At 73.4% G+C, this 15,537-nt stretch carries 13 protein-coding genes and 1 pseudogene; 6 read left to right on the top strand and 8 right to left on the bottom strand.

Annotation, left to right across the window (positions count from 1 at the left end):
* Positions 1–154: 154 nt before the first annotated feature.
* The 6 genes and pseudogenes from D5H75_RS10225 to D5H75_RS10245 form a co-directional block, all read right to left on the bottom strand.
* Positions 155–1,651, bottom strand: a complete 1,497-nt coding sequence (locus D5H75_RS10225; protein ID WP_147425107.1) for a sensor histidine kinase — start codon at positions 1,649–1,651, stop codon at positions 155–157.
* Between the two features lie 33 nt (positions 1,652–1,684).
* A complete protein-coding gene (locus tag D5H75_RS10230; protein WP_119926166.1) occupies positions 1,685–2,920 on the bottom strand; it encodes an MFS transporter in 1,236 nt (411 codons plus the stop codon).
* Positions 2,921–3,355: 435 nt separating this feature from the next.
* Positions 3,356–3,487 carry a DUF397 domain-containing protein gene (locus tag D5H75_RS44015; protein ID WP_277949928.1) on the bottom strand — a complete coding sequence of 44 codons (132 nt, stop codon included), beginning with the start codon at positions 3,485–3,487 and terminating at the stop codon, positions 3,356–3,358.
* Positions 3,462–3,629, bottom strand: a pseudogene (locus tag D5H75_RS44580) (DUF397 domain-containing protein); the annotation flags it as partial. The gene D5H75_RS44015 and the pseudogene D5H75_RS44580, both read right to left, overlap by 26 nt.
* Before the next feature lie 37 nt (positions 3,630–3,666).
* Entirely contained in the window at positions 3,667–3,864 is a 198-nt protein-coding gene (locus D5H75_RS10240) for a DUF397 domain-containing protein (protein WP_119926167.1), read from the bottom strand.
* Positions 3,824–4,717 carry a helix-turn-helix domain-containing protein gene (locus D5H75_RS10245; protein ID WP_119926168.1) on the bottom strand — a complete coding sequence of 298 codons (894 nt, stop codon included), beginning with the start codon at positions 4,715–4,717 and terminating at the stop codon, positions 3,824–3,826. The genes D5H75_RS10240 and D5H75_RS10245 overlap by 41 nt, the downstream gene beginning before the upstream one ends.
* A 330-nt stretch (positions 4,718–5,047) precedes the next feature.
* Between D5H75_RS10245 and D5H75_RS10250 the strand changes: the two genes are divergently transcribed.
* From D5H75_RS10250 to D5H75_RS10275, 6 genes are all read left to right on the top strand, one after another.
* The gene (locus tag D5H75_RS10250; RefSeq protein WP_202638021.1) at positions 5,048–5,554 is read left to right on the top strand and encodes an ATP-binding protein; all 507 of its coding nucleotides are present in this window, start codon (positions 5,048–5,050) and stop codon (positions 5,552–5,554) included.
* A 185-nt stretch (positions 5,555–5,739) separates the two neighbouring features.
* Positions 5,740–6,132: a hypothetical protein gene (locus D5H75_RS10255; protein WP_119926170.1), complete on the top strand. Its 393-nt coding sequence runs from the start codon at positions 5,740–5,742 to the stop codon at positions 6,130–6,132.
* Positions 6,132–7,328, top strand: coding sequence for a zinc-dependent alcohol dehydrogenase (locus tag D5H75_RS10260; protein ID WP_119926171.1), 1,197 nt, complete (start codon positions 6,132–6,134; stop codon positions 7,326–7,328). The genes D5H75_RS10255 and D5H75_RS10260 overlap by 1 nt, the downstream gene beginning before the upstream one ends.
* A gap of 322 nt (positions 7,329–7,650) precedes the next feature.
* Positions 7,651–8,808, top strand: coding sequence for an MFS transporter (locus tag D5H75_RS10265; protein WP_119926172.1), 1,158 nt, complete (start codon positions 7,651–7,653; stop codon positions 8,806–8,808).
* A gap of 409 nt (positions 8,809–9,217) precedes the next feature.
* The gene (locus D5H75_RS10270) at positions 9,218–9,454 is read left to right on the top strand and encodes a hypothetical protein (RefSeq protein ID WP_119926173.1); all 237 of its coding nucleotides are present in this window, start codon (positions 9,218–9,220) and stop codon (positions 9,452–9,454) included.
* 79 nt (positions 9,455–9,533) lie between these two features.
* Complete coding sequence (locus D5H75_RS10275; protein ID WP_119926174.1) at positions 9,534–9,971, top strand: hypothetical protein; 438 nt, start codon at positions 9,534–9,536, stop codon at positions 9,969–9,971.
* 142 nt (positions 9,972–10,113) lie between these two features.
* Here D5H75_RS10275 and D5H75_RS10280 read toward each other — a convergent pair whose 3' ends face one another.
* Positions 10,114–11,583 (bottom strand): MDR family MFS transporter, encoded by a 1,470-nt coding sequence (locus tag D5H75_RS10280; RefSeq protein WP_242454117.1) that lies wholly within the window; start codon positions 11,581–11,583, stop codon positions 10,114–10,116.
* A gap of 280 nt (positions 11,584–11,863) precedes the next feature.
* Complete coding sequence (locus D5H75_RS10285) at positions 11,864–15,499, bottom strand: ATP-binding protein (protein WP_119926176.1); 3,636 nt, start codon at positions 15,497–15,499, stop codon at positions 11,864–11,866.
* Positions 15,500–15,537: the final 38 nt, after the last annotated feature.

Consider the following 15,537-nt stretch of genomic DNA (forward strand, 5'->3'; position numbering starts at 1 on the left):
AGTGGCCGACAGAGCGGCCAGGCGGAGGGGCGGACAGAGCGGCCAGGCGGAAGGGCAGACAGAGCGGCCAGGCGAGGAGCAGGCGGTGGGGCCGGCAGAAGGGCCAGGTGGAGGAGCAGACAGAGAGGCCAGGCGGAGGGGCCGGGCGCGGGACTCAGGCCGTCTCCCGGCTCACGGGCAGCCGGGCCCAGACGCGGAAGCCGCCTTCGGGCCGGGCGCCGCTCCGCAGGTCGCCGCCGCACATCGCCACGCGTTCGGCCATGCCCACCAGCCCGAACCCGCCCGGGGGCCCGCCGGGGACGGCCGCGGACGCGTCCCGGCGTCCCCGCGCGCGGGCCTGGGCGCGATCCTCGGCGGGCCCCTCGTCGACGACCTCCACCTCGACCGCGCCGGGCTCGTGCCCGACCCGCACGGCGACGCGGGCGCCGGTGCCCGCGTACTTCCGCGTGTTGGTCAGCGCCTCCTGCACGATCCGGTAGACCGTGTGATCCACGGCTCGGGGCAGCGCCACCGGCTCCCCGCGCGTCTCCAGCCGCGCCGCGAGCCCCATGCCCCGCGCCCGTTCGACCAGTTCCCCCAGCTCCGCGACGCCCCGCCCGCCCAGGCCCCAGTGCCCCGACTCGGCCCGCGCCGCGCCGTCACCGGACCCCGGGCCGCCCGCGCCGTCACCGGACCCCGGGCCGCCCGCGCCGTCACCGGCCCCCGGGCCGCCCGCGCCGGTCCCGGCGCCGCCGGAGCGGGGGCCCGGACCGCCCAGGCCCGGCGCGCCACGCCCGTCCCCGGCCGTTCCGGCCGCCCCGGTTCCACCGCCCGCCCGGCCGGCGTCCGCCGTACTCCCGTCGCTCCCCGCCTCCGGCCGTACGGCGGTGCCCGCCTCGGCGGGTCCGGCGCCGGGGGAGCCGGCCGCGGCGGTCCCGGGCCCGGCGGCGGCCCGGGCGGGGGCGGAGGAGACCGTGATGTCGTCGGCGCGGAGGAGGCGCAGCAGGTGGCGCATCTCCGCCAGGGCCTCGCGGCCGGCGCGCTCGGCGTCGGTGAGGGAGGACTCCGCCAGCCGGGGGTCCCGGGCCAGGGTGAGCCGCGCGCCGCCGATGAGGGCGTGCATCGTGGTGATGTGGTGGGCGACCACATCGTGCAGCTCGCGCGCGATCCGGCGCCGCTCCGCCCGCACCGCCGCGTCCGCCACCTCGGCCCGCCGGCGCTCCCGCAGTTCGAGGTTGAGCCGCACGAGCTGTCCGAGGAGCACCACGAACACCGGCCACAGCGCGACCGCGCCCGTGGGCACGAGGTCGAACGCCTCCACGTCCCCGAGCGTGCGCCCCTGCCGCCGCAGCGAGGTCAGCAGCGCGATCGCGCCGTACACCGGGAAGGCCGCGCCCGCCGCCGCCCACGCGACCCGGGGCGCGAGGTATCGCCCCACCGAGTAGAGCGCCACCAGCGTCGCGACGTTCGCGGCCGTGGACGCCGTGGCCGCCGCCCTGATCAGGTCGCACGCGGCCACGACCGCCAGCACGGCGAGCGCCCGCTCCCGCCGCAGGAGCAGCGCCAGGGCGGGCGGCCCGACGAGGGCGTAGCCCGCCGCCGAATGCCCCTGCGCCGCCTGCGCGCTCAGGTTGAGAACCAGGACGACGCCCGCCAGCGCCAGATCACTCACCCGGAATCGCCCCACCGCGGCCACGGGAAGAGGCTAATCCCCATCGCCCGGATGATGGGGGTTTCGCCGGAGGATGAGAGCGATCATGAGGTACGGCAGGGCCGCGAGCGCGAAGAGCGGCCCCGGCGCGGACCAGGTGGAGCCCAGGGCGTAGGCGGCGAAGGTGAGGACGGCGAAGACCTCGGCGCCCAGGCCGGAGACCGAGGTCATGGTGGCCCGGGTGCGGTCGGTGAGGTGAGCCTGGAGCCGGGCGTCGGCGGCGGCCGTCGTCCACTGGAAGACGCCGAACGCCGCGGCGATGAGGACCAGCCCCGCCGGGTGGGGGATGAGCGCGCCGGCCGCCAGGCAGACCGCGCCGACCGCGAGGACCGGGGCCGCCCAGCGGGTGCCGGTCCCGGCGAGCCAGCCGCCCGCCGTGTTCCCCGCCAGGACCAGCAGCATCAGGAGGGGGACGGCGGCCGTGCCGGCTCCGGTGGACTCCGCGAGCAGGGGGATGTACTCATCGATCGCGGTCACGCCCATGAGGGCCGCCACGAGGAGCAGCGCTCGCCGCACCGTGGGAGACCCGCGCAGCCCGGCCAGCCCGGCGCGGACCGTCGCGGCGAACCCCTCCTCCCCGCCGCCCTCCTCCGACCGGCCGGAAGACTCCTCTCGCGCCGCGGATCCGGTGAGCGCCTGGGATTCCGCGCGCGGCCGGGACTCCCCTCGCGCCCGCGATCCCGGCCGGGCCCGGGACTCCGGCAGCGCGGCGGCGGCGAGGGAGGTCAGCACGGTGGCCACGACGCTGGCCACGCCCACCGCGAGGTACCCGCCCGCGGCCAGCACCGGCGCCGCCAGGCCCGCCGCGAACATCTCCGCGGTGGTGGCGACCGCCTCGGAGCGGCCGATCAGCCGGGGGTACGACGAGGTCGCGCCCGCCCTGGCCAGTTCCTCGTAGACGAGGGCCTGCAGCGCGCCCGACCGCAGTGCCGTACCGGCTCCCCACAGGAGGAAACCGGCGGCGAAGGCCGGATACGACGGGAAGAAGGTCCACAGCGCGAAGCCCGCCCCGCCGAGCAGGGGCGCGGCGATCAGCAGCCGCCGCCGCGAGAAGAGGTCGGCCCACAGCCCGGAGGGGATCTCCAGCGCGAACGAGGTCACCGACCAGATGACGAACAACGAGGAGATCTGCGCCGCCGACAGCCCGGTCCGGGCGAACAGCAGCGCGTAGACGGGATACAGCAGGACGAGATCGTCCAGGAACGCGAAGGCGTACAGCCTCCGCGCCAATCGGGACTCAGGTGTGGATCAATGTCGCCAGGCCATACCCGCACCCTACGCCCGCCGCGCGCCCCCCGAAACCGCGTTTTTCTGCACAGCCGGGTGCTCTCTGCACAGCCGGGCGCGCAAAGGCAAGGTCTTCGCGTGAGAGCGCTCCGCGCGTTCAAGCTCAGCCGGCCCCAGCGGGGGCTCCGCCCCCACACCCCCGAACGAAGGGGCCGCCGCCCCCTCGCGCTCCCCCGCAAACCTCGACGATCCCCACCCCCGGCGAACGCGCGCTGATGACCATCGCCGAGGCGACCCCGGCCCAGGGCTCCGCGAAAGGAATCGCCAATGAGCGCCACGAGCCCGTGAGCCATTCGCACGCCGTCAGCGCCAAGGCCGGCCCGGATAAGGGAAGCACGGTTTGGAGGGCGCCCCAGTGAGATGGAGGGGACCAGTCGGTCAAGCGCCGCCGTCTTCGACGGAGCGCCGGAACGCGGCCCATTCGTCGCGGGTGAACCACGGGGCAGGACCACCTGGGTCCTTGGAGTCGCGGGACGGCGACGAAATCGCCCGTCCGCGCCACCTCGACACAGTTCGCGTCGCCCCCGCTCCAGGACGACTTACGCCAGCGAATGCCCTCGTCTGCCATGCGACGCTCCTCTCGAAGCACGGCCGAGTCGAGGACCCGGCGTGCTCCCCGCCAGCCTCTGGCCCGGGTCTTGCAGGGCCTCATTCAGCAGCGAGATCACCGAAACGCGCCGGGACCTCGCTCACGGGCTGAGCTTGCCCGCCTTGATGTCGTTCATGAACCCGGACCAGGAGGAGCGGGAGATGACGAGCGCTCCGCCGTCCGGGTTCTTGGAGTCGCGGACCGCGATGGCGTCGGATAAGTCGGCGACCTCGACGCAGTCGTTGCCCGTGCCCTGACTACGTCTGCTCTTGCGCCATTCGGCGCGGGACAGATCCACGAGATCCTCCCAGGTTGTCGATCAGAGTGGACAGATACGCGATCGACGCGTCAGTACTCAGAGCGGAAGCGCAGAGGTACTGCCAAGCCAGGCTATAGCGCTTCCGCTCCTCGGGCTCCTCCAGATACAGGCCGTCGGTGGCCGTCTCCAGGTGGACCACGGACTTCTCGACGTCGCCGGGGAAGTCCAGGATCACGAACTGCCCTGATAGACCCGGGTGGAAGCCCTCGGACAGCTTGAGAATCTGGATCTTCACGTGTTCGAGGGGGCCGGTGTCGATCAGTCGGCGAAGTTGCCGCCTATGGACCTCGGGATCGCCGGGTGAGCGCAGCAGGGCCATCTCGTCGATGACGGCCCAAAGCATCGGTGGATTGTCCCGTTCGAGGATCCGCTGTCGTGCCATCCGCGCTTCCACGCGTCGCTTGATTTCCAGCGGATCGCGGACCATGGCGGCGCGCACGAGGGCTGCGGCATACTCGGGCGTTTGTAGCAAGCCCGGAATTACGGAAAGCTGGAACGTTCTGATCTGCGAGGCTCCGGCTTCGAGCCCCACGTAAGCACCTTTGAGCACGTCGTCATAGGCCGCCCACCAGCCGCGCTTGCCGGCGTCGCGAGCGAGTGTGAGCAGGGCCTCGCGGACCCGTGGGTCGTCGACGCCGTAGACGTCGCACAAGAGGTTGATGTCGTGGATATACGGGCGCTTGGCATGGCCGTTCTCCAGGCGCAGGAGCTTGAAGCGAGACCATTCCAGGCGAGCGGCGACATCCTCCATCGTGATTCCACGGGCTTCGCGGAGCTTTCGCAGTTCCTCGGCGAGTAGGCGGCGGCTGACGGTGGGGTTGGTCTCGGACATGGCAAGTGTCCTCGCTGTCGATGCTGTGACGATCTTATTCGAGCAGGGATTATTCCGGCATAGCGCGCACGTTTGTGAATGCACGTTGCAAGTCACTGCGTGCGCCCTCACTATGAGTGTGACAGTTAACGACCTTGCGTGACGGAGGTTCGTCTCGTGGGGTCGTGGGCGCTTGGACGGCGGATTCTGCTCCTGATGCTCCTGACCCGGAATCGTGGCTGCTGGAGCGAACGCCGTCGCCGCGCAATGGGTTATGGCGAGGCGAGTTATCCGCCTCTCCTTTCATGCCGACGAACGGCAAGCGATCACCTGCGCAGGCGAGGAGGACCAGTGGCGACACACCTGGAGACGAATGCGACGGATTGTGGTGATGCAGAGAGCGGCAGCGGCTCTGCGTCTACGTACGACCGTGGACGGATCTTCTCGAATCTGAAGCACCTGCTCGCCTTCCCCGGAGACCTTCGTACGTTGTCGGAGATCCGCCATACGATCCGATGCGCCGCTGACCTGCACCTACGTATGCTCCTGAGAACCCACGGGACCGAACTGGCCGACGACATCGAGCTGATGGCGGGCGAGCTGATCGCTAACGCGATTCGCCATAGCGATTCGGGTCGCCCTGGCGGGATGGTCTTCGTCGGCATGAGAGCGACTGAAGACGGACTTCGTGTTGAGGTTCTGGATCTCGGTGGAGCCGGAACCATCCCTCGTCCCGTTCAATCCGGCCTGGAGGAGGTCGGCGGCCGGGGACTGAGCCTCGTCGAAGCGCTCTCTCGGCGGTGGGGCGCTGAGCGGCACGGTAAGGGCTGGAGGATCTGGTTCGAGGTGGCCTGGTGAAGGGCGGCTTACCGCTGGGAATGGCGAGGCTCGCGCTCGCGGGGACGGCGGGATCGGTGCCGGGCTTTGCTCGGCCGTACGGCATTCGCTGCGGGGGGGGCTTGGGCGGTGTGCGGGGGAGTGGGGGGTTTGTGGGGGTGGGAGGGGGGGGCAGGAGCGTTGGGCGAGTGAGGAAAGGGGGCGCTGTGGGCGCCAAGGTCAAGCTCGCCGTGGCGGCGGTCGCGGTCGGAGGTGTGGCGGCGGCCGTGAGGCGGCGCAGGGTCGCGAAGACGCGGGAATGGGTTGTGATGACCGTCTTGCGCGAACCCCGGGAGCTCACCGGGGACGCCCGGCCGGACGCGCTCGCGCGGCTGGCCGAGCACCACGAGGTGCGCGTGACCGCCGCGCCCGGCGGACGGGGCAGCGAGATCGCCGTACGGCCGGCGACCGGGCAGGCGCGCGAGTCGCTGCGGGCGGTGAAGCAACTGCTGGAGACCGGCGAGGTGCTGCGGGTCGAGGGGCAGACGGAAGGGCGCAGGACCGCGGTCGGGCGCGCGGTGCTCCCGGCGGCGAAGCGGCTCGCGAGAAGGAGCGCGTGATGCGGGCGTTGTGCTGGACCGGCGTGAACGACGTCAAGGTCGAGAAGGTGCCGGACCCCGGCCTGCTCAACCGGCAGGACGCGATCGTGAAGGTGACGGCCAGCTCGGTGTGCGGGTCGGACCTGCACCTGCTGGACGGGTACGTCCCGGCGATGGCGGCCGGGGACGTCCTCGGGCACGAGTTCATCGGCGAGGTCGTCGAGGTGGGGCCGGACGTGTCCAGGCGGCGGGTGGGCGAGCGGGTCGTCGTCTGCTCGATCATCGGCTGCGGGCGCTGCCGGTACTGCCGCCAGGGCACCTGGTCCCTGTGCGACAACACCAACCCGAACCCGGCCTTCCTGGAGACGGCCATCGGCCACGCGGGGGCCGGGATCTTCGGCTACTCCCACGCGATGGGCGGCTTCGCGGGCAGCCACGCCGAGTACGTGCGCGTGCCGTACGCCGACCACAACGCCTTCCCGGTCCCGGAGAACGTCTCCGACGAGGACGCCGTCTTCGCCTCCGACGCGGTGCCGACCGGCTGGATGGGCGCGGACATCGCCAACGTCGGGCCCGGTGACGTGGTCGCGGTCTGGGGCTGCGGAGGAGTCGGGCAGATGGCGATGAAGGCCGCGTACCTCATGGGCGCGGAGCGCGTGATCGCCATCGACCGGTTCCCCGAGCGGCTGTCCATGGCCCGCGAGAAGGCCGGCGCCGAGATCCTCGACTACGAGAAGACCGACGTCCTGGACGCGCTCAAGGAGATGACCGGCGGGCGCGGGCCCGACGTGTGCATCGAGGCCGTCGGCATGGAGTCGCACGGCAAGGGCCCGCAGTACGCCTACGACCGCGCCAAGCAGGGCCTCCGCCTCCAGACGGACCGCGGCCTCACGCTCCGCCAGGCGATCATGGCCTGCCGCAAGGGCGGGGTGGTATCCGTGCTGGGCGTCTACCTGGGCTGGGTGGACAAGTTCCCGATGGGCGCGGTGGTCAACAAGAGCCTGACGCTCCGCAGCGGCCAGCAGCACGGCCAGCGCTACATCCCCCGCCTCCTGGAACTCATGTCGCAGGGCCGCCTGGAGGCGCGCCACCTCCTCACGCACCCGATGTCGCTCGACGACGCCCCCAAGGGCTACGACCTGTTCAAGAACAAGAAGAAGGGCTGCGTCCGCGCCGTCTTCTACCCGTTCAACGGCCACAAGAGCGCCGCCGCCTGACCCGTCCCGCCGTACGGCTCCCGCCCGCGCCGGACGCCGCCGTCCCGGCCGGGCGCCGCCGTCCGCGCCGGGCGCCGCCGCTCCGCTTGCCGTACGGCTCGCGTCCGACGCCGCGCGCAAAAGCCCCGCCGTACGGCTCGCGCCGGCCACCGCCGTACGGCTCGCGTCGCCCCGCGTGCGCCGTACCGGATGCACCTGCCGTACGGCATGTGCGAGGTGTGCGGAGGGGGTGACATCGGGTGTGGACCGGTTCAACCCGGGCGGGAGGATCCTCAACCCCTGCGCCGGAGCAGGTCAGGGCGGTTTCGTAAGGTCGTTGACCATGAGCGAGTCAACGGCGGCGCGTCCCGCGATCCTCAGTCGCCCCCTCCTCCTGGTCTTCTGGGGGCAGTTCGCCGCGATGACCAGTGCCTACCTCCTGCTGTCCACGGTCCCCCTCTACGCCGAGGCGGGCGGCGCCGGCGCGGTGGGCGCGGGCCTGGCCACCGGCGCCCTCATGTTCTCCACGGTCGTGGCCGAGATGTTCGTCCCCGCCCTGGTCACCAGGTACGGCTACCGCCCGGTCCTGGCCGCGGGGGTGCTCCTCCTCGGCGTCCCCGCCCTGGCCCTCCTCGCCACCCGGTCCCTCGTCCCGATCCTGGTGGTCAGCGTGGTGCGCGGGCTGGGATTCGCCGTGGTCGTGGTCCTGGGCAGCGCGCTGGTGGCCGAGCTGGCGCCCCCGTCCCGGCGCGGCGAGGCCCTGGGGCTGTACGGCGTGGTGATCGGCATACCCGCCGTCCTCGCCCTGCCTGCGGGGGTCTGGGTGGCCACCCACCTCGGTTATCCGCTGGTCTTCGCCGTCGCCGCCGGGGCCGCCCTCGCGGCCCTGCCCGCGGTGCCCGCCACGCCCGCCCGGTCCTCCGGCCCCGAGCAGGTCCAGGGCATGCTGACCGCGCTCCGCGATCCGGGCACCGCCCGCCCCGCGCTCGCCTTCGCCACCACCGCCCTGGCCTACGGCGCGCTGGTCACGTTCCTCCCTCTGGCGACGACCCCGGTCATCGCCCCCATCGCGCTCCTGGCCCAGGCCGTGGCCACCACCTTCACCCGCTGGTGGTCTGGGCACCACGGCGACCGGCACGGCCAGCGGCGGCTCCTCGTCCCCGCGATCGCTCTGGCGGCGGCCGGGGTGCTCCTGCTGGCCGCCGCCGCGCACCCCGCCGCCGCCCTCGCCGGCGCGCTCCTCTTCGGCGCGGGCTTCGGCGCGGCGCAGAATGTCAGCCTGTCGCTCATGTTCGAGAGCACGCCCACGCCGAGCACCACCAGCGCGCTCTGGAACATCGCCTTCGACATCGGCATCGGCCTGGGCGGCACCGCCTTCGGCCTCCTGTCCACCGCGACCGGCTACCCGGCGGCCTTCGCGCTCCTCGCCGCCCTCATCCTGGCCATGCTTCTCCTGGTACGGCCGGGCGCCGGCACGGGGGCGCGGACCGGGAGCGATTAATCCTGATAAATCATGAAATTCCCGGCGATGGCCGATCCTGAAGCGCAGTGATCTTCCCGGGAATATGATCATGCAAATGCACGTGCAAGTGCAAGGGTCGCCTATTTCCCGCGATGATTGGCACGATCTACGGACCTTGGGCGGTCTGTGCCCTGAGCTGGGATATCCGGACGTTGGCGAAGCAAAGCGACTGTAGTCCGATTTGTCGTGTCAGGACATGTCGTTGTTATTCGTGAAAAGTGTCGTTCTTGTGGCGCGGCCGGGTGTCCGGGCTCCACACTGAGGGATGCCGTAACGGCGAGAGCCGTCGTCCATGCGCCTTGAAATGGACGACGGCTCCCTGTCTGCAGCAGGAAGCCGTCGCGGCCTGTCACCGATCCACCGCTTGATGAGAAAGGAAACAGGTTCTATGACTGTACGTCCCATCGGGGACTCGCGTCAGGAGGATGAGCCCAACCGGTCCGCTTCCGGACACCGGGCGCTGTCGCTCCGGGCCGCCGTCATCGGCGCCTTCGCCGTACAGGGCGGAGCGCTCGCGGCCTGGATGGCCCACCAGCTCCAGGGTCAGGCGCCGAGCGCGATCGTGATCGGCGTGCTCAGCGGCCTCCTCCTCCGCGTGTTCCTCCATTGGATGATCGCCCGCTAAGGGTCCCCGCACCCGGCGCCCGGGTCCCTCGCCCGGGCGCCCCGTGCCCTTCCGATCGCCCCCGATCGTGAGTACCTCCATGACGCTCTCCACGCTCCCGCCCGGTCGCCGATCCGTGCCCGGGCGCTCCTGGGAAACGTGCGCGCGCCCCTCCCGCTGCGCCGGCGGAGAGGCCGCCCATGCGGCGTACCGCCTGGCCACCAGCCTTCAGGTCGCCGATCCCGAGTTCGCCATCTCCCTGCTCCGGCTGGCCGCCACCCGGGGCTGCCCGTCCGCCATGGCCCACCTGGCCGCCACCCTCTCCGGCCGCGTCTCCGAGACCCTCGCCGCCGACCCCCACCCCCCGCAGTACCGGTACCAGGCCGTCGCCATGATCACCGAAGCCATCGGCTGGATGACCGGCTCCCTGCTGGGCGACCCCCGAGCCTGGAACCTCACCCACACCCTCCTCCAGCAGCACCAGCGCCTCGCCGCCCACCCCACCCGCCTCCGCCCCCTCCGAACCCCGCCCCTCTGAAACCCGTCCCTCTGACACCCGCCCCGGACGTGAATTCCAGGACCGGCGGGTCTTCGTCTTGCGGGCGGGCTGACGTGGCGCGGGCCGCCGGGGCCTTGCGGCTCACCGGCGGCCCGGGCACGCGCGGACGGTCTCTACGGCGTCACGCGGGGGCTTCGGCGGTCTCCTCGGGGGCTTCGGCGTGGCCGGCGGCGCGGGCCGGCAGGAGCACGGCGGTGACGATCACGATCACGGACAGCGCCGCGCCGATGATGAAGGCCAGCCGCATGCCGTCGAGGTCGGCGAGCGCCTTGGCGACGCCCGTGGCCCGGAGGGAGTCGGCCCGCGCGCTCATCACGGTGACCACGAGCGCGGTGCCGATGGCCGCGGAGACCTGCTGCAGCGTGCTCAGGATGGAGCTGCCGTGGGAGTAGAGCGACGGCGGGACCGCGCCGAGCCCGAGGGTGAACACGGGGGTGAAGGTCGCGGCCAGGCTCACCATCAGCAGCGCGTGCAGGCCGAGGAGCAGCCAGAACGGCATGGTCATCGTGACCTGGGTGAAGCCGGCGAGGGAGAGCGTGATGCCGACGGCGCCGGGGATGACCAGGACCCGCCCGCCGAACCGGTCGAAGAGGCGGCCGACGGTCGGCCCGAGCAGCCCCATCGCGAGACCGCCCGGCATCACCAGGAGCCCCGTCTCCAGCGGGTTGAGGCCGCGGACGCTCTGGAGGTACAGCGGCAGCAGGATCATCGACCCGAGCATCGCCATGAAGGCGACCGACATCAGGATCAGCGCGATGGTGTAGGTGCGGTGGCGCAGCGTGCGCAGGTCCATCAGCGGGACGCCGCGCTTCTGCAGCGCGAGCTGGCGGACGACGAAGACGGCGATGAGGAGCAGCCCGCCCCCCGTGAACGAGACGGCCACCCCCGCGTCACCGCCCTCGAACAGGCTGAGGCCGTAGACCAGCCCGCCGAACCCGGCGGCGGCGGTCACCACGCTCAGCCAGTCGATCGTGCTGTACTTGGGCTCCCCGATGTTCTTGAGCTGCCGCAGCCCGCCCCAGGTGATCAGCGCGGCGATGGGGAACACCACGGCGAACAGCAGCCGCCAGGACCCGAACTGCAGGATCACCCCGGAGACCGTCGGCCCCATGGCCGGCGCGACCGAGATGGCGAGGGTGACGTTGCCCATCACCCGCCCCCGGGCCGACTCCGGCACCACCTGCATGAGCGTCGTCATCAGCAGCGGCATCATCACCGCCGTGCCCGACGCCTGGATGATCCGGCCCCCGAGCAGCACCGCGAACGTCGGCGCCACCGCCGCCAGCGCCGTACCGGCCAGGAACAACCCCATCGCGGTGGTGTACGCGGTGCGCGTCGAGACCCGCTGCAGGAACCACCCGGTGATCGGGATGACGGCCGCCATCGTCAGCATGAACGCGGTCGACAACCACTGCGCGGTCTGCGCACTGATGTTCATCGCGCTCATCAGCCGCGGGATCGCGTTGATCATGATCGTCTCATTGAGAATGACCACGAACGTGGCGAGCACCAGCAGCCGGATCACTGCGGGCGTCCGCTTCGACGCGGGTGTCACGGACTTGGCTGGTGAGTCGAGCAACGAGCTGGACACGGTACCTCAATCGGTTTCGTCGGACACGGCCTGATCCTGGCTGGCGCCGCAGCCTGGGCTGTCAAAGAAGTGGTGGCCCCCACCAACACTGCCAAGCACCACCGACAAAACTCCTCGCCCACCCCCCAGCATTCCGGCAAGTGCCCCGAAAAATCACCAGGTTTTCGCCCCCAGCAGACAGCTCCAACCCACCTGAACCCCCTCGAACCCCACAGGCCCCACGGGTCTCTGCCGCACCCGCCCCGCCCTCATAGACCCAGGTGCGACCCCCGGAAAGCCCTCACCGGCCCGCCGGAGGGTCGGCGAACCGCGCCGCCAGATCCGCGGCCGAGGCGGCGCCGAGCACGGAGCACACGCGGGCGACGTCCTCCTCGATCGCCTGCACGGGCATCACCAGGGCGTCGGCGATCTCCCGGGGACCCGCCCCCCGCGCCGCCAGCCTCGCCACCTGCATCTCGTGCCCGCTCAGCCCGTCGTACGGCGGAGCGTCGTACGACGGGACGTTGTGCGGCGGGGCGTTGTGCGGCGGGCCGTCGTACGGTGAGGCGTCATCCGGCGGGCCGTCGTACGGCGGGGCGTTGTACGGCGGGGCGGCGGTCGCCGGCGGGCCGGTCCGGCCGAGCCAGGGGGCGGCGCCGAGCCCCTGGAACAGACGGCGGGCGGCGGCCAGATGCTCGCCGGCCGGCTCGCCGTAGCGGAGCAGCCGCAGGCCCAGCGCGAGGCGGGTGCGCGCCTCGCCGTACGGATCGGAGACGCGGCCGTGGAGGACGAGCGCCGCGGCCAGGCACTCCCGGACGCCGTGGACGTCCTCCGCCAGCAGCCCGCGGCACCGCGCCTCCACCGCCAGCACGGACGGCGGCGACGACGGGCCGATCTGTGACCTCAGCTCCGACAGCGCCGCCGCCGCCTCGCCCGCCCGGTCCGCCGAGAGACACGCCTCGACCAGATCCGCGTGCACCGGAAAGACCGCGGGCGTCCGGACCCCGGCGGCGGCGATCCGCTCCCGCAGGCGCGCCAGCCGTTCGGCGGCGTCCGCTGCCCGGCCCTCGGCCAGCGCCGACTGCGCCAGGGCGAGGTGGGCGAAGAACGCGACCATCGTGTAGCCGTTGGGTTCCAGCAGGTCCAGCGCGCGGGAGGCGTACTCCTCACACCGCCGGACGCCGCCCTGCGCCGCCTCGATCCTGGCGAGGGTGGTGAGCGCGAACGCGGCGATGGCCGGCTGGCCCAGCTCGCCCGCGAGCGCGGCGGCGCGGGCGGCCCGCGCGTAGGCGGAGTTCCAGCGTCCGCGCCGGAACTCCAGTTCCGCGACGGCGCTGCCCAGCACGGACCGCTGCGCCAGGGCGCCGATCTCGTCCATGCGGCCGAGCAGGGCCTCGGCGAGCCGTTCCGCCGTGTCGTGCTCGTCGAGCCAGGTCAGGGTCAGGCACGAGAAGCCGAAGGTCTCGGCCCCGTGCCGGAGCGGGTCCGCGGCGAACAGCTCCTCCCGGTGCCTCCCGAGCAGGTCCGAGGCAGCGGACTCGCGCCCCTGGAGCAGCGAGGTGTAGGCGCGCATCACCACGGGCGCGAGGGCGGGGGAGAGCGTGTACGCCTCCTCGGCCAGGTTCGCCGCCCGGCCGACGCGGCCCCCCATCACCGCCGCGGAGGCCGCGGTCGCGAGCAGGCCGGCGATCTCCTCGGACTTCCCCGGCTTCCCGGATTCCCCGGACCCATCAGACTTCCCGGCCTGTTTGGCTTCTCCGGCCCCTCCGGCCCCTCCGGCCCCTCCGGCCCCTCCGGCCCCTCCGGCCCCTCCGGCCCCTCCGGCCCCTCCGGCCCCTCCGGCCCCTCCGGCCCCTCCGGCCCCTCCGGCCCCTCCGGCCCCTCCGGCCCCTCCGGCCCCTCCGGCCCCTCCGGCCCCTCCGGCCCCTCCGGCCCCTCCGGCCCCTCCGGCCCCTCCGGCCCCTCCGGCCCCTCCGGCCCCTCCGGCCCCTCCGGCCCCTCCGGCCCCTCCGGCCCCTCCGGCCCCTCCGGCCCCTCCGGCCCCTCCGGCCCCTCCGGCCCCTCCGGCCCCTCCGGCCCCTCCGGCCCCTCCGGCCCCTCCGGCCCCTCCGGCCCCTCCGGCCCCTTCGGACCTTTCGGACCTTTCGGACCCCTCGGGTTCCTCGCGGCGGAGGCCGGCGGCGATCGCGGCCAGTTCCTCGGCGACCTCCGCGGGCGCGGCGCGGATCTGCAGGATCTGGGCGCGCACCCGCTCGATCTCACCCCGCGTCCGAGCGGACACGGGTTCCCCGGCCTGGGTGAGCAGCGCCATGGCCTCCTCGGCCCGCCCGGACAGGCGCGCCGCGTCGGCCGCCCGTACCAGGCGGCGCACCCGGCGCTCCCGATCCGCCGAGAGCGCGGCCGCTCGCTCGCAGGCCTGCCGTACGGCCTCCAGCGCGCCGCGCCGCCGGGCCCGGTCCGCCACCTCGTCGAGGGCCCGCGCCGCGTCCTCGTCGGCGCCGACGGCGGCGGCGGCGAGGTGCCAGGCGTGCTGATCCAGCGCGCCGGCGCGGTCCTGCGCCGCGCCGGAGTCCGCCCGCCTCCGCAGGACCCGCGCGAGGGCCGCGTGGGTGTCCCATCTCCCCGCCCTCGGATCCCAGTAGACGGCGGACCGGACCAGCGGGTGGGCGAACGCCACGGTGTTGCCCGTGATCTCGATGAGCCCGCCGCTCACCCCGGGCTCCAGCGCGGCTCCCGCGCCCGGGCCCAGGACCTCCTTGATCTCGGTGAGATCCCCGGTGAAGCTCGCCGCGCACACCAGCAGCGCGCGGCGCGCGTCGGCGGGCAGCGTTTCGAGCTGCGCGCGGAAGACCTTCTCCAGCACCTGCGGCAGCCGTGGCGGCGCCGGGTCGCCCGCCGGGATCCCGCCGCGGGACAGTTCCAGCAGGGCGAGCGGATGGCCCCCGGTGTACCGCATCAGCCGGTCCAGCTCCGCCTCGCCCGCCGTACGGCCGAGCGCCCTGGCGACCAGCTCCGCGGCGGGCTCGCGGGACAGGCCGGTGAGGACGATGGCGGGCAGCCCGTTCAGGTCCATCGCGCACCCGGATTCGGGGCGCAGGGCGATCAGGAACGCGACCGGCGATCCGGCCAGGCGGCTGGCGGCGAAGGCGAGGATCTGGGCGGAGTCGGCGTCCATCCACTGCACGTCGTCGAGGACGGCCAGCACCGGGCCGGACCTGGCGAGCAGTTCCAGGGTGCCGTGGGCGATGTCGAGCCGGTTCGGCCCGCCCGGGTCGGGGGCGGAGCGGGAGAGCGAGGCGTTCAGCGCGCGGCGCAGATGCGGCCGGAGCAGGCGGATGCGGTCGGCGATCGGCAGCAGCAGGGTGCTGAGAGCCGAGAAGGCCAGTCCCGCCTCCCCGTCCCGGCAGCGCACCGAGAGCACCCGCGTCCCCGGGGCGGGCCTGGCCGCCTCCAGCAGCGCGGTCTTCCCGATCCCGGCCTCGCCCCGGACGACCAGGGTGCCGCCGTCGCCGCGCACGGCCGCGGTCACGAGCGCGTTCACCTCCGCCAGCTCCGCGTCCCGGCCCAGCAACTCCGCGCCCGCGTCCCGGCCCAGCGGCTCCGCGCCCGCCGCGTGGCCCCGCGGGCCGCGCCCGCCGCCGCCCGCCCGCCGTTCGCCGATCGACGCGAGGCGTTCCAGCCAGGGGCCGGGGTCGTGGCCGGTCGCGGCGACGATGTCGCGCAGCAGGGCGTGGCCGGGCGGAGGCTTCCCGGCCAGGGCCGAGCCGATCCTGCTGCGGGAGTAGTGGGTGCGGGCGGAGATCTCGGTCCCGGTGAGCCCCGACTCGTCGAGCAGTCTCCGCAGGTCCCGCAGGAGGTCCTTCATCGGCCCCTCGGCCGCGATGTCCCCTCGCGGCCGTCCCGGCCCGCGCCGGCGGCCGGGCGTCCCCTCCGCCATGCTCCCCGCCTTCCGCAGCAACTCGCGGCGCCGGTGTT

The organism is Bailinhaonella thermotolerans, from assembly GCF_003594875.1.
Taxonomy (GTDB): domain Bacteria; phylum Actinomycetota; class Actinomycetes; order Streptosporangiales; family Streptosporangiaceae; genus Bailinhaonella; species Bailinhaonella thermotolerans.